The organism is Blautia sp. OF03-13 (assembly GCF_003460685.1).
In the GTDB taxonomy this organism is placed as follows: Bacteria; Bacillota; Clostridia; order Lachnospirales; family Lachnospiraceae; genus Fusicatenibacter; species Fusicatenibacter saccharivorans.
In genome coordinates this window covers 17,628-32,066 of the sequence record NZ_QTVR01000003.1, presented here as the reverse complement: position 1 = coordinate 32,066, position 14,439 = coordinate 17,628, and the positions used below count along the sequence as shown (strand labels likewise).

The window sequence follows — 14,439 nt, the reverse complement described above, 5'->3', positions numbered from 1 at the left end:
TTTCTATTTTACTTTGTTTTAACAGAAGGGTCAATACGGTACCGGCAGAAAAAAGCCAGCCGCAAAAGCAAAATTCTTTTCGCTTTTTGTGGCTGGCTTTTCTTTTATCTTTCCGTAGCGATTCAGACCCCCATCTTGATTCCGCTTACGCTACATCCCAGGATTGCTTCTTATTTTTTCAGCACAAATTCTGCCTTATTCTCTGTCGTGCTGTCGCTTCCGATGAAGACTTCGAAAGCACCGTTTTCACTTTCTACACGCTCATTTTCTGTCAGGAAGCGAAGCTCTTCTTCTGTGATTTTGAAGATGACTTCGGTTTCTTCTCCCGGCTGAAGGGTTACCTTGCAGAAATCTTTCAGCTCTTTCACCGGGCGTACCACGGATGCGGCTACGTCGTGGATGTAAAGCTGTACGGTCTCGGTTCCCTTTGTATCGCCGGTGTTTTTCACGGTTACGGAGGCTTTAATCTCATCTTCCATGCCAAGCTCTGCCTTGTCCAGTTTCACATCTGAAATTGCAAAGCTGGTATAGCCAAGGCCATATCCGAACGGGAACAGTGGTGCGTTCGGGATGTCGAGGTATTTGGAACGGAAACGGTCTTTGTCCTTGCCCGGCACATGCGGTCTTCCGGTGGAATACTCGTTGTAGTGAACCGGCACCTGGCCTACAGAGTACGGGAAGCTCATGGTCAGCTTGCCGCTTGGAGCGTATGCACCAAAAACAACATCTGCGATTGCATTGGCACCCTCGGTACCCGGCATCCATACTTCAAGAACGGCTTTTGCTTTCGATACGACATCGCGCAGGTCGAGCGGACGGCCGTTGAAGAGAACAACGACAACGTTTTCATTAACTTCTGAAACGCGCTCAAGCAGTCTCTGCTGGATTTCCGGAATGCGGATGTTCGCGTTGCTGGTTGCCTCGCCGGACTGCAGACGGTCCTCACCGATCGCAAGAACGACAACCTCGGCCTCCTTTGCTGCGTTTACAGCCTCAAGAAGCATTGCCTCCTCTTCCTCCGGTGTATGGGACTGCTCCATCGCTTCACCGAAGCCCTCCAGACGGATGTCGGAGCCGAGCATCGGGGAACCTGCATGGAAGCTCATGTTTGTCGTATCTGCCTGCACTTTTACGGCCTCTTCCAGATTTGTCACATCCTTTGCATCTCCGATAAAGGACCAGGCGCCCATCAGGTTTCTGCTGTGGATATACGGTCCGACCCAGGCAATTTTTTTCTCCTTGCCAAGCGGCAGGATTTTCTCTTCGTTTTTCAGCAGTACAAACGATTTTCTTGCGGCTTCTCTTGCCAGATCGCGGTGCTCTTTGCAGAGAATGACCTCTTTTTCTTTCGTCTCGTCTGCGTCTTTATACGGATTTTCAAACAGTCCCAGTTTGTTTTTCAGTTCCAGAATACGCATGCAGGACTCGTCGATCAGATCCTCGGAAAGCTTACCCTCTCTTACAAGACGGCACAGGTTTTCGCAGTAAATGCCGGTCATCATATCAATGTCAACGCCTGCCTCGGCTGAGCGTACAGCTGCCTCCTCGCGGTCTGCGCAGTAGCCGTGGTAAATAATCTCCTCGATTGCCGCCCAGTCGGAAATCAGAACGCCGTCAAATCCCATTTCGTCACGCAGGATGCCGCGCATCAGTTTCTTGTTTCCGGTTGCCGGAACACCGTTTACCGTGTTGAAGGAAGTCATTACCATCGCTGCGCCTGCATCGATGCCGGCTTTGTAGGACGGCAGATAGAAGTCACGGAAGGTATGCTCGGAAAGCTCTACCGTATTGTAGTCTCTTCCTGCTGTCGGAGCACCATAGCCTGCGAAATGCTTCACACAGGAAGCAATCTTGTACGGCTCCTTCAGATCGTCTCCCTGGAATCCGCGCACCATTCCGGCACAGAACAGACCGTTCAGATACGGATCCTCACCGGTAGACTCCATGACACGGCCCCATCTTGCATCGCGGACCAGGTCGGTCATCGGTGCGAAGGTTACGTGAAGGCCGGAAACGGCTGCCTCTTTTGCAGCAACTGCCGCACACTTTTCGGACAGCTCCGGTTCAAACGTTGCGCCCTGTCCCAGCGGAATCGGGAAAATGGTCTTGAAGCCGTTGATGACATCCAGCATGAACAGCATCGGGATGTGATGCGGGTGCTGCTCCACAAAATCCTTCTGGATTTTCTTTAACGTTTCTGCGCCCATGCTGCCCAGGATGGAACCGGAAAGCGCTACATTTTCCGGCGTAAAGCCTTTATCCGCCATCGGTCCCATGGCTGTGATGTCCATATCTTTATTGAAGAAGGCACCCACCACCTGGCTCATCTGGTTCACTTTTTCTTCCAGCGTCATGTCGGCCAGAAGCTCTTTTAATTTCTGCTCGGTCATTTTTTCTCCTCCATACCTCGTTTTTGCTGTATCTGCTTCTTCAGAAACCCCTAAAATGTCAGAAAAATATCGTTTTTCCGTTTTTTCTGAATCTTATACTGAAATTTTACCACATCTGATCTGAAAAAAATATCCCCTGATCCGACCTTTTTCTTTCACTATTCTGACCTGTTTGCTGTTGTTCCGGTGCGTAAGAAAGTGATAAAATCCTCTGTTATTTCCCGGACATGTGAAGGGTGGCTTTCCGCTATTTTTCACTAAAGCTTCTTCGGTATTCCAGCGGTGCGTATCCCGTATTGTCCTTAAACATCTTCGTAAAGTACGAGAAATTGCTGTACCCCACATACAGCGACACCGTATTAATTGGCAGCGAACTCTGTGTCAGAAGCTTTTTCGCCTCCTCCACCCGCTTTTGAATAATATAATTGCTGATCGAAATACCCTTTTCTTTTTTAAAAATCCGGGACAGATAATCGGTATTCAAAAAGACAAGCTCTCCAAGCTCCTCCCGGTGAATCTCCTCCCGGTAATGTGCATCAATGTATGCGCATACCTGGCTCGTAACCGAATCTGATTTGTTGATGTACTGTCTGTACTGCACTGCTTTCAGAACCAGTACCCCCGCATATTCTATCATCTCTTCTCTTCCGTAAAGAGAATTCCGATGCAGATTTTCCATATCCGCATCGGCAAACAGCGCGTACGCCTTGATCTCCCGTTCCGAAAGCCATGCATACACCACCTGGGTCAGATCGGTACGGAGCGCTACCAGAAATTCTCTGGTAATCATTCCTTCCCGTTCCGTCCGGTCAAGGTATTTCTGCAGCCGCTCCAGCAGCTCCTCCGGTTTTTCCTCCGAAAGCAGAGCTTTCCACACATCCAGCTCCCTATTTTCGTAGCTGGTCTGCGGAGCCCGAAACTCGTTCAGAAACAGCACCTCGTTCCGCACGGAAAGGCTTCCCTCCCGCATTTTCTGAAGATTCCGGCTCTGCTTTTGCATCCCCAGTACAGATTCCCACTGCCCGGCGCCGCACCACAGCTCCGGATAGATTTTTTCATTCATCCACATAACAAATTGCCGCAGAATTTCACCGTCCTGCCCGCCGTCCTGCGGGAACGCTTTTTCCCTTGACTGCGTAACAATCCAGTAGATGCCCGGTTCCTGGTAAAAAACAGTATCTACCGCAATATCCGTTTCCTCATACAGTTCCGACAGCACATTTTCGATCACAAATTCCATGGTCGCCGTATCCCACATTTCCCGCTTATTGCTCTTTGTTTCCGGCATCAGACAAATCAGCCGGAAATAGTGTCCCGGTCCGTATGGAAGCTGGCGCTGTGCTGCCGTTTCGCAGAATTTTTCCTCGGAGAAGCCGCTTTTCAGCACATTTTTCCAGATATCCTGCTGCAGAATTTTTCTGTTCCGGTTCCACTTGATGCTTTCCTGCCTGAGATCCTGTATTTTCTTTTCTTTCGCAACGGATTCCGCCGCACGCTGTACGGCCTCCTTCAGCTTTTCAAAATCAATGGGCTTCAGCAGATAATCGACACTGTTCAGCTGTATCGCTCTTCTGGCATAGTCAAACTCCGCATAGCTTGTCAGGAAGATGACCTGGACCTTCAGCTCCTCTTTCCTGACCCACTCCACAAAGTCGAATCCCGTTCCGCCCGGCATCACGATATCGCTGATTACAATATCAATGTCCACCATTCCCATGATGTTCTTCGCCTGCTGTACGGAAAACGCAGTGTACACCTCGCTCACCCCGGTCTCTGTAAGATCGAGATTTCTTTTGATACTTTCAATCACGTACTCTTCATCATCCACGAGCAATAGTTTCATGTTCTTCTCCCCCTGTCTTGTATGGAATATGGATATCTACAATCGCTCCGCCGAGCGGGCTGTTATCGAAATGAATCTCTCCTGTATCACCATAATAATAACGGAATCGTTTCAGGCAGTTTTCAATCCCGATATGCTTTCCATGCTCGGAAATATCTTCCCCTGCTTTCAGCCTTTGCAGCGTCTCCTCCGGGAAGCCGTTTCCGGTGTCCGAAATATAAATGTTGACATACTTTTCTTCGCCACGGTCCTCCGGGTAAACCGTCACGGAAATCAGCGGAACCGTCTCCAGCGTCAGGGCATGTTTTGCCGCATTCTCTACAAACACCTGAATCAGAAACGGGAAGATTACCGCGTCTTTCACTTCTTCATGGACTTCAAAATAATAGGTGAATTTTTCCGGATAGCGCAGCAGCAGAATTTTGAGGTAATTTTCGCAGTGGTTCGTCTCCGCCGTCACCGGCACCATCTCGCTTGTATTGCGGAAAATATAGGCGAGATAATCGGACGTAATACGGCTCATCGACTTTGCATGATCGTACTGTCCGAAGTCAATCATGCTGTAAATAAAGTTCAGACAGTTCATGTAAAAATGCGGACGAATCTGGATTTTGAGGTAATCCATCTCGATTTTCTGTTTTTCCAGCTCCTGCTCATACAGCGTGATCTTCAGACGTCGGATCTGATGAATCATGTTTCGGAATTTATCGTCAATCTGCTCCAGCTCTACCAGATTTCCTTCCGACATCTGATAGGTGAGATCCCCATTGTCATATTTTTGAAGATTTTCCGTAAACATAGCGACCGGCTTCAGGATTTTTGTCTTCAGATGGAACAGCAGCACGGAACCGGCAATCACCATCAGAAATGCAACGCCGAGAAGAGCAAACACACTTCCCGTCATCAGATTTAAGACTCCCGTCCAGGAGATTTTTGTACGAATTTCAAACGGTGCCTGTGAAAGCTCCTGCCGGAACGTATAATTGCCGGTATCAAGCTTCAAACCATCCGTTACAATTCCTTTTTCCGTCAGTGTTCCGATGCTTTTTCCGTTCTGGTCAACGAGACTGACATAGCCGCTCTTCCCAAGAGACAGCTCAGAGAACGGTTCCAAAATCGTCTTCAGATTGACGTAGCAGCCGAATCCGACGCCCTGACTCTGTGCTACCTTGAGCATATAAACCTCATTGCCCTGGCGCATCACGGTCCATTTTTTCTTGACTGCATACGTCTGCTGGGACAGACTCCTGATCCGGCGCTTCAGCGCTTCCTGCAGATACGGATCAATGGAATAACGCCCGTCGGAGGAAATGCTCAGCTGATATAAGCTCTCATCCTTCTGCGTATAGAGAAAAACATTGTAATCCGTTCCAAAATCCCACGCTGCAGATACATAGTTCCTTCGCAGCTGTGTGATGACATATTCCTCATACTGATCCTTCTCCATCAGATCCATATATTTCCAGAACGCAGAATCCGGGTTGGAGCTGTCCATTACAGTCGAGAACAGGTTTCGGCTGATTCGAAAAAAACGGTTATCCAGCTCATCCGTATACAGCTTTGAAATCTCTTCCAGCTGCTCATATACCTGCCGCTGCGTCCGGTTCAGAATAAGCACGCTCCCAGCCAGAAAAAGCAGCAGCATACTCAGCAGGCAGATCAAAAGATAACGCCCCTGCTGCGCCAGTGTTGTTTTTTTCGTCTGTTTTGAAATATGCATGAAGTTTCCTCCTTTTTTCTGTTCCGGTACGCTCGAAATTTTTCCGTGTTTGATTTTACGAACTGATCTTTTTTTCTGAATATAATACAGCAGAAAAACAGTACACCTCATGTTTCCATGAGTCTGTACTGTTTTTCTGATTTATGTCGGAAACACCGAAATGTTTCTCTTTTTTATTCCTGCATGGAAAATCATCCCTTTACCGCACCAAGTGTGATACCTTCTGCGAAGTATTTCTGAAGGAACGGATAGATGATAAACAGCGGCAGCATGGCGATAAATGCGATTGCCATACGGATCGAGGTTGTCGGCAGCTTTGCCACCTCCGCGCCGATATTTCCGGTTACTTTTCCACTTGCCAGGTACTGAATATCGGTGATCATCTGATTCAGCAGGTTCTGGATGCTGTAAAGCTTCTGGCCTTCATTTCCTGATAAATAGTATAAACCATTTGTCCAGTCATTCCAATAGCCAAGTGCGGAAAACAGTCCCATTGTTACCAGAATCGGTTTTCCAAGCGGCAGTGTGATGCTGGTGAAAATCTTCATGTGTCCGGCGCCATCGATTTTGGCTGCCTCGAACAGCGCGTCCGGGATACTGGTGTTAAAGTAGCTTCGGATCATCAGCACGTTGTTTGCGCTTAACAGGAAGCCTGGAACAATCAATGCCCAGATCGTGTTTTTGATGTGAAAATACTTTACATACATCAAGTAGGTCGGCACCAGTCCGCCGTTGAACAGCATCGTGAAGAATACGAAAAAGGTAATTGCTCTGCGGTACGGCAGCTTTTTAATCGAAAGCGGATATGCCAACAGAGCGGACATCGCAAGGTTTGCAGCGGTACCGACGATGGTTACAAAAATGGTAATTCCGTATGCTCTCAGGATTTTCTCGCCCTGGCGGATGATATAGGAGTAAGCATAGAAGCTGAATTTCTCCGGGAAGAACGAATATCCGTTGCGGATCAGTGTGTTTTCATCGGTCAGTGAGGAAATAAATACGAGTACAAACGGCAGTACAATGGATAAGGTAATCAGAATGAGTACTACATTAATCCAGAACTGGAAACGTTTTGCTTTTTTTGAATTTGTCATACTTCCATCCTCCTAGAATAATGCCTGGTCTTTGTCTACTTTGCGGACAATCCAGTTGCTCAACATTACGACACAGAAGCCTACCAGAGACTGGTATACACCGGCTGCAGATGACATACTGATATTTCCCTGTTCAATCAGGGCACGGTATACGTAGGTATCGATAACGTTTGTGGTCGGGAACAGAACACCGGAGTTCATTGGTACCTGATAGAACAGACCGAAATCGGAATAGAAAATTCTTCCGATGCTGAGAAGCAGCAGGGTAATGATGGTCGGAACGAGGCTCGGCAGTGTGATTTTTGTGATCTCCTGCCATTTGCTTGCACCGTCCAGTCTGGCAGCCTCATAGAAGGAAGGATCAATACCGATCAGCGATGCGATATAAATCAGGCATCCGTATCCTACGCCCTTCCAGCAGTTCGCGATGATCAGGATCGCCGGCCAGTATTTCGGTTTCTGGTACACTGGATCGGGTCAATATGGAAGAACGGAAGGATCGAATTGTTGACAAGACCATTTTCCGCACTCAGAAGCGCATATACGATGTAGCTTAAGATAACCATGGACATCAGGAACGGAAGAAGAATTGCACTCTGGTACACTTTTTTGAGCTTTGTGTTTCTTACCTCCGTAATCAGAATCGCAATGGCAATTCCGACTACCATGTTTACAAGAATAAATGCGACGTTATACAGCAGCGTGTTTCTTGTAATGATCCATGCATCCTTCGAGGAAAACAGGAACTTAAAGTTGTCGAGTCCTGCCCATGGGCTTGCCCAGATACCTTTTGCAAAGTTCAGTTTTTTAAACGCAATCACCATACCTGCCATCGGGATATAGTTGTTGATCAGCAGATACAGAAGTGCCGGAAGCATCATCAGATAAAGCGGCCAATATTCCTTCAGCACGTTTTTCTTTTTCTCTTTTTTAACCTCTGCTTTTTTCATAAAGCGTGTCTCCTTTTATGAGGGCTGTTTTTTCAGGTTCTTTCACAGAGAAAGCTCCACATCTTTTCGGGTAAGAGTGGAGCCTTCGGTTACTGTATCACACCGGATTTTCTTTTGCCCCGGTCGTGTTCTTTTTACAAATTATGGTGCTTATTTCGCTGCAAGAAATGCATCCAGCTGCTCCTGCTTTGCAGCAATGACATCATTGATTCCCGCATCATCCAGTGCCTCCAGGAACTGTGGAAGCAGTTCTTCCGGATCTCCAGAACCGCTGTAAAGTGCTCCGCTGTACTGTTTTACAACGTTGGACAGAGCCGATACCTGATTGGTATATTCGCTGTTATCAAAGATAAATCCAAGTGCTTTCGACTCGATACCGGAATCATTAAACTCCTGCATTTTGTCCCAGAGCTGCGGGTCAGATCCGTTCCATTTGTATGCGATAAACTGGTTCGGAAGCTCCCATCCACAGTTAAAGCTGTAGCCTACGTTGTCTGCTGTTACGCCATCCGGGTAGTTGATGATTCCGTTTTCTTCATCTTCTACTACGTAGTCGGTTCCCTCTTCGCCCCAGTTCAGAAGGTTCATGACCTCCGGGCTGCCATAGATATAATCCAGAACCTGCATTGCTTTTTCCGGATTTTCGGAGTTCTGTGCTACAGAGAAGATAATTCCGCTGTAGGAGGAAGAGTTGATTATCGGTGCATCATAGAACGGTACGATTTCAAAATCATATCCGGTAGAACTCTGGAACTCAACCGGAGTACCTGGATGATAGGCGAAGAACAGGGAGAACAGGTTTCCTGCTTTGCATACGGTTCTCCAGTTTTCTGTGTTTGTTCCGGCATCCTTGCTGATATAGCCTTTCTGATACCAGTCATACAGCATCGTTGCGGTATCTTTGAACCAGTCGGTCGCAAAGAAGTTCTCTACGGTTGTGCTGTTGGTCTGATCCATCAGAACGCCCGTGTTGGCATCGCCAAGTGCATCACCACGGAACAGACGGGTCAGTGGGGTATCACCTTCGTTGATGGAATACAGCATTGTCATGTCAGGCTCGCCTGCCTGTACGGTCTCAAATACTTTCTCCATATCCTTCGGCTCTTTGATTTCATCGGTATTGATATTATACTTTTCTACCAGGTCTTTTCTCATGAAGATGGCTGGAATGCTGCCTCGTTCGATCTGGTTCGGAACGCCATAGACAAACCCATCAATCTGATTTGTTTTTGCAATATCCTCGCCATAAATATCTTTCAGGTTTGTGCCGTATTTGTCAATCAGTTCAGACATATCCATGATCTGGCCGGAATGCATATACTGTACAGCTGTTGTTGCATTTGTGTACAGAAGATCGATCTTCTCATCGCCGGAAAGCATCAGCTGTAACTGCTGTGTTGCGCTTGCCCACGGAAGAACAACGATATCGAGCTTTGCGTTCAGCTCCGGCTCCAGAATCTCGTTGATTTTTTCTTCGATTCTCTCTTCATCCTGCTGCTGGCTGCCCTGCAGTACCATAGTTACAGTGTACGGCTCGCCTTTTTCCTCTGTCTTTGCTGTGCTTCCGGAAGCTGCGGAGGAACCGGAATCAGAACTGGATCCTGTGCTTCCGCATGCTGCCATGGAAAATGCCATGGTTGCTGCAAGAATGCCTGCTAACACTTTTTTCTTCATACTTTTTCTCCTTTTCACGTATCGTGTTGTGTGACCTTTGATGATTGTATTATAGCAGAATTTTGACTTACAACTCTATAACTGATTTGACTTCGAAGTATCACTCTTCCGACCTTTGTGTCCTTTTTGTGTCTTTTTTCTGTCAAAAATCTTCCACCATCTTTGCCCCTTCTGCCCCATCGAGTTCGGTCACGGTTCCATTCATGACACGGTAGACTCTCTGGCAGAGGCCGAGGACACTCGGACGGTGCGTCGTAACGATACAGGTTTTGTTGGGACGCTGACGGATGATGTTTCGGAGGACGTTTCGTTCCGTCGTGACATCCAGTGCCGAGGTGGCTTCATCGAGAAGCAGCACCGGGGCATCGCGGAGGACGGCACGGGCGATGGCAAGCCGCTGGGACTGGCCTTCGGAGAAACCGCGGCCACGTTCCCCGACGCGGCTGTTGATGGTATCCGGCAGATGCTGGACGAAATCCCAGGCGCAGGAGATTTTGAGTGCCTCAATGATCTCCTCGTCGGTCGCATCCTCTTTTACCATACGCATATTTTCGGCGATTGTGCCGGAAAGGATCGTATTTCCCTGCGGAACATACGCGAAGAGATGACGCGTTTCAGCGTTCATGGGAACCGTCTTTCCGTTTGAGGCAATGATCACGGTTTCCCCCTCCTGCGGGCGGATGAGACCGAGAATCAGGCGGATCATCGTTGTTTTTCCCTCGCCGGACGGGCCGACCAGCGCTACGATCTCGCCGGGAGCGGCCTGAAACTCCGATTTGGTGATTACTTTATTTCCTTCTATATAAGAAAATTCTACCCCGTGCATCTGTACCCGGAAGCCATCCTTTGCCAGCGGATCAAGCGCGGCACTCTCCGGGATATGGATTTCTTTTGGCAGCTCCACGAGCTCACGGATCCGGTGCGCCGAGACGGAGCTGTTGAGGAAGGACGGAATAATCGAAATCACGTTTCCAAACGCGCCGGAAAGGTTGCTCCGCTGCTGCAGGAACAGTGTCATGGTTCCATAGGTAATGTCGTGCGTCCACAGACGGAACAGGCAGTATCCGAACGCCGTAAACTCCACCGCACTCCCGAGAATAGACATTACGATATTGGTTTTAATCGTAAACAGATTATATTTCAGGCTGATATCCTTGAAAAGTCCCTGCCACCAACGCATCTTTTTACTGTAATACGGTGCGATGCCAAACGACTTGATCGTATCAAAATTGTAGAATGCTTCTACCTCAAAGCTCATCAGGTTGCTGCTCATCTCGCGCACTTTTTTGCTGTATTCCCGCTGACGGCGGATCATAAAACGGGACATCAGAAGCAGAAACGGTGCGCTTAAAAAAGCAATCAGTGCCATAACCCAGTCATAATGCAGGATTACGAAAAAGGTGGCAATAAACCGATACACGGCAATGATAATCGTCGGGAGCCAGCTGATTGCGTTGCCGCTGACCGTTCCAATGTCGCCGTTGAAACGGTTGAGTACGTCACCGTTTGCGTATTTGCTGATTTCCAGCCAGTCCGCATCAACGATTTTGTCAAAAATATCCGCCTGGATGTCGTTGTTGATGGCGATACCAAGCTTCGTTGAAATGCGGTTGATGACACTCTCAAACCCAAGGCTGAACACGGTGCTTCCGATCATGATGCAAAGCAGCAGCGGGAGCTTCTGTATCTGGTATCCGGTGATGATATCGATCAGGTATTTTCCTGCCACGTTGCCGACAAGCCCAAGCGAAGTGCTTAAGATACCGAGAATCGTATAAAAAACAATCGCACCCTTATAGCGCGCGCTGTAGCCAAAAATCCATTTCCAGTCATCGATGATTTCAGAGAACGTTCCGTTTTTCCATCGCTCCGACAGGATACGGAGAGACTCGAAGGGAGCGTCTTTACTTTTCTCTTTGGATTCTTCCTGCATGCGCGTCTCCTCTCTTTTTCCCGTCTGCGGTACGGATCATATCGTATTTTTTCAGCAGCTCGACACGTCCCGCACCCACTTCAATGCTCAATTTCTGTCCTTTTTCTCCCTGTCCCAGCCATTTCAGGACTCGCTCCACGTATGCAGCCGGGAGCAAAAACGGATACCTCGCCGCATAGGGATACTTGTTTTTCATATAGGAAGCTTCCGGAACCAGCGATTTCCAGATTCCCCCGGCTGTATGCTTTTCCGTTCCGGTTTCTGCCGCATACAGGGTAATGTTTGCACTGTGGATCCTTCCCGCGCTCGATTTCCCGAACGAACCGGCATCGAGAATATCGATCAGAAGCGCTTCGGAATCCGGGTGAAGCTTCTTTGCGGCACGGACTGCCCCACTTGCCTCATAAGAAAATCCCAGATACCGCTCGCCGATATCCAGCAGATTGATACAGAAACACGTCATGTGATACTCTTCGCACAGCTGCCAGAACATTTCCCAGTCTATTTTTCTTCCATATACACGAATCATCTGTACCATGTCACAGATCTGACGGATCCCGACACCGCCGTGAAGAAAGTGCTTGAAGCTGTGACAGAGAAGATAGAAAAGATGATGCGTTTCTTCTAAGGTAAAGATGCTCTGCCCCTGCACTTCCACTTTGGATGGATGCGCGAAAACATCGGAAAATGCACGATTCAGATAACCATAGGCAGAGGATTCTGTGCTGAACAGCCTGGTATGTATTTCATAGAAGACCCCTGTTTTCGGATGAATGTAGCCCATCTCTTCCGGGGCATCACCGTCTTTGATGCCATCCGGCATTGCGGTTTCTTTGTCCCGCACAAAGCCCTTCCTCATAAAACAGGCATCTACTGTTGCAAAATCCTTTGCCGAAATCAGAAGATCCTCATCCCCGGACGGGCGCAGATCCGGCTTCGGATAGAGACTTCTGCACACAATTCCTTTCATCACCAGCGGCTGCACGCCCAGATGCTCCAGCTCCTTTTCATCGGAAAGAAACAGCGCTGTACGCGAAACCTGCTGCAAAACACTCTGCATTGCCTGCGTTTTTACCTGTCTGCGAAGCTCGTCCGGAAGTTCTGCAAATTCCGGTGTTTTTCCCACAACATCGTAGACCGCTGACAGCAGCGAATGCTGTGCCGCGAGGACAAACAGATGATTCCATTGTTTTTCTGTCAGCCCCTGAATTTCCGCCGGCGATGCTTTTTCTTCTGTCAAAAACGCACGAATCACCGCAAGGAATGCGGTTTCTGTTTCTGTAATCATCTTCTTTTCCTTTCATTTTCTCTACACGCATCATTTTTCTTTTTATCCACACCGAATAACCGGGCATATCCATGCATCAGAATCGGGCGAAGCGGGATGATGCGAATCCAGACCTGTGCAAAAAACTCCCACCAGAACGTTCCCGGTACAAGTATTTTTCCTTTTCGTTCCACTTTTGTCACCCATGCAAAGATCTGCTTCCGTTGCACATGATGCTCGATTTCCGTCTGTGCATCCCCGATTATGTCATAACCGTCTGCATGAACGCGGCAGATCCGATGCACGACAAACTGTCCGCCCGGCCGCTCGTAAAATACGATATCACCTTTCCAAAGTTCCCGCTCCGGCGCTCGGAAGAAAATACTGTCGCGTCCATGAATCAGAAACGGCGCCATGCTGCTCCCGGAAATCACCATACGCACTTCTCTGCCCTGCTCTACAAGTTCTTTCAGCATTCCGACATAGGCACGTGTATCCATCATTTTCATGCATGTTTCTCCCTTTTCTGAATCATGTTTTTGTGCAGTGCAGCTGCATATGTTTCACTTTCGAACGAACCGGCCCCGATCTCCTGCTCCAGCGTTTTCACCGCATCTTCTGAAATGTCGCACGCCAGATGATACACCGGAACTTTTCCAGCAAGCTGTTCGAGAAGGTCGAGACTGTGCACCATTCCCTCCCTGTCCCAGCGGTTCATGGTGATCTGTCCGTACAGACTCGTAAATGCCTCTGCCGGACGCAGCCGCCACGCCTGATTCGTCTTTGCCTGGCTCAGCATTACAATGCATCCGACCGGGAGCTTTTTGTTTTCGCAGACTCCTGATGTTCCGCAGACCGGCCAGCCGTTTGCTGTCCACGCTGTGCCGTCATATTCCAGCAATGCCTTATCCCCATTTACGGTACGGCTTCCCCGGTACTGTTCCCAGAGTCCCGCCTGTGTGGTTTTGCCCGTTCCCGATGGTGCAGAAAAGAGCATTGCTTTCCCCTGATACTCCGTGTATGCACAGTGCAGAATCAGGCACGGCTGCTCTGCCAGACGGCGCTCCAGGGCAAGGAGGGAAAGAAAAACAACTTCATACTTTTCAACTCCTGCCAGATACCACCTGCCGACGAAAACCTCTGCACGATTTTGCGCAGTCTCACGGTAGAATGCATAAGGACGCGCTTCTCCTTTCACACCGATCCGGCGGCTCTCCAATCCTTCTTTTGTATGAAACACCTGCAGATCGACCCGATCCACAATCAGCTCTCCCTCTGCTTCCGGCAATATGTCGACGGCCGTAATGATATATGTATAATCCGCAGAATCCGTTTCCACCAAAAATTTTTCCATATCCACCGGAAGTACCAGCTCTTTCGGAAACTTCAGCCGGAAGGAAAAACTCCCTGTCTGAAATGTTTTTTCCATCAAAAACTTCTCTTTCTCCCCATGATCTTCCCTTCTCTCCGCAACGTATCACGATCCCTTTTTCCGCATTTATGATAACAAAAAAAAGAGACTCCGTCAATCTTCGGAGCCTTTTTTGTAATTAAATACGTAATTTTAT

Annotated in this window: 9 protein-coding genes and 1 pseudogene; all 10 read right to left on the bottom strand. The window is 48.4% G+C overall.

Features of this window, described 5'->3' with window-relative positions; genetic code table 11:
- Positions 1-170: 170 nt before the first annotated feature.
- The 10 genes and pseudogenes from bglX to DXA55_RS02700 all read right to left on the bottom strand — a co-directional run bounded on the left by bglX (position 171) and on the right by DXA55_RS02700 (position 14,300).
- Positions 171-2,390, bottom strand: a complete 2,220-nt coding sequence (gene bglX / locus DXA55_RS02745) for a beta-glucosidase BglX (RefSeq protein ID WP_117812974.1) — start codon at positions 2,388-2,390, stop codon at positions 171-173.
- A gap of 247 nt (positions 2,391-2,637) precedes the next feature.
- The gene (locus DXA55_RS02740; protein ID WP_117812973.1) at positions 2,638-4,233 is read right to left on the bottom strand and encodes a response regulator transcription factor; all 1,596 of its coding nucleotides are present in this window, start codon (positions 4,231-4,233) and stop codon (positions 2,638-2,640) included.
- Entirely contained in the window at positions 4,211-5,953 is a 1,743-nt protein-coding gene (locus DXA55_RS02735) for a sensor histidine kinase (protein ID WP_117813066.1), read from the bottom strand. Before DXA55_RS02735 ends, DXA55_RS02740 begins: the two co-directional genes overlap by 23 nt.
- A gap of 191 nt (positions 5,954-6,144) precedes the next feature.
- A complete protein-coding gene (locus DXA55_RS02730; protein WP_117812972.1) occupies positions 6,145-7,047 on the bottom strand; it encodes a carbohydrate ABC transporter permease in 903 nt (300 codons plus the stop codon).
- A 12-nt stretch (positions 7,048-7,059) separates the two neighbouring features.
- A pseudogene (locus tag DXA55_RS19120) lies at positions 7,060-7,997 on the bottom strand (ABC transporter permease).
- 150 nt (positions 7,998-8,147) lie between these two features.
- Entirely contained in the window at positions 8,148-9,671 is a 1,524-nt protein-coding gene (locus tag DXA55_RS02720) for an ABC transporter substrate-binding protein (protein WP_117812971.1), read from the bottom strand.
- Positions 9,672-9,813: 142 nt separating this feature from the next.
- Positions 9,814-11,604 (bottom strand): ABC transporter ATP-binding protein, encoded by a 1,791-nt coding sequence (locus DXA55_RS02715; protein ID WP_117812970.1) that lies wholly within the window; start codon positions 11,602-11,604, stop codon positions 9,814-9,816.
- The gene (locus DXA55_RS02710; RefSeq protein WP_117812969.1) at positions 11,576-12,892 is read right to left on the bottom strand and encodes a nucleotidyltransferase domain-containing protein; all 1,317 of its coding nucleotides are present in this window, start codon (positions 12,890-12,892) and stop codon (positions 11,576-11,578) included. Before DXA55_RS02710 ends, DXA55_RS02715 begins: the two co-directional genes overlap by 29 nt.
- On the bottom strand, positions 12,889-13,380 hold the full coding sequence (locus DXA55_RS02705; protein WP_117812968.1) for a S24/S26 family peptidase: 492 nt from the start codon (positions 13,378-13,380) through the stop codon (positions 12,889-12,891). Before DXA55_RS02705 ends, DXA55_RS02710 begins: the two co-directional genes overlap by 4 nt.
- On the bottom strand, positions 13,377-14,300 hold the full coding sequence (locus DXA55_RS02700) for a hypothetical protein (RefSeq protein WP_117812967.1): 924 nt from the start codon (positions 14,298-14,300) through the stop codon (positions 13,377-13,379). The genes DXA55_RS02705 and DXA55_RS02700 overlap by 4 nt, the downstream gene beginning before the upstream one ends.
- Positions 14,301-14,439 lie beyond the last annotated feature (139 nt).

Excerpts from the sequence above, each read along its gene's own strand:
- DXA55_RS02735 (WP_117813066.1), bottom strand. The coding sequence starts at position 5,953 with ATGCATATTTCAAAACAGACGAAAAAAACAACACTGGCGCAGCAGGGG.
- DXA55_RS02720 (WP_117812971.1), bottom strand. The coding sequence starts at position 9,671 with ATGAAGAAAAAAGTGTTAGCAGGCATTCTTGCAGCAACCATGGCATTT.
- DXA55_RS02715 (WP_117812970.1), bottom strand. The coding sequence starts at position 11,604 with ATGCAGGAAGAATCCAAAGAGAAAAGTAAAGACGCTCCCTTCGAGTCT.
- DXA55_RS02710 (WP_117812969.1), bottom strand. The coding sequence starts at position 12,892 with ATGATTACAGAAACAGAAACCGCATTCCTTGCGGTGATTCGTGCGTTT.
- DXA55_RS02700 (WP_117812967.1), bottom strand. The coding sequence starts at position 14,300 with ATGGAAAAAACATTTCAGACAGGGAGTTTTTCCTTCCGGCTGAAGTTT.
- DXA55_RS02740 (WP_117812973.1), bottom strand. The coding sequence starts at position 4,233 with ATGAAACTATTGCTCGTGGATGATGAAGAGTACGTGATTGAAAGTATC.
- DXA55_RS02730 (WP_117812972.1), bottom strand. The coding sequence starts at position 7,047 with ATGACAAATTCAAAAAAAGCAAAACGTTTCCAGTTCTGGATTAATGTA.
- bglX (WP_117812974.1), bottom strand. The coding sequence starts at position 2,390 with ATGACCGAGCAGAAATTAAAAGAGCTTCTGGCCGACATGACGCTGGAA.
- DXA55_RS02705 (WP_117812968.1), bottom strand. The coding sequence starts at position 13,380 with ATGAAAATGATGGATACACGTGCCTATGTCGGAATGCTGAAAGAACTT.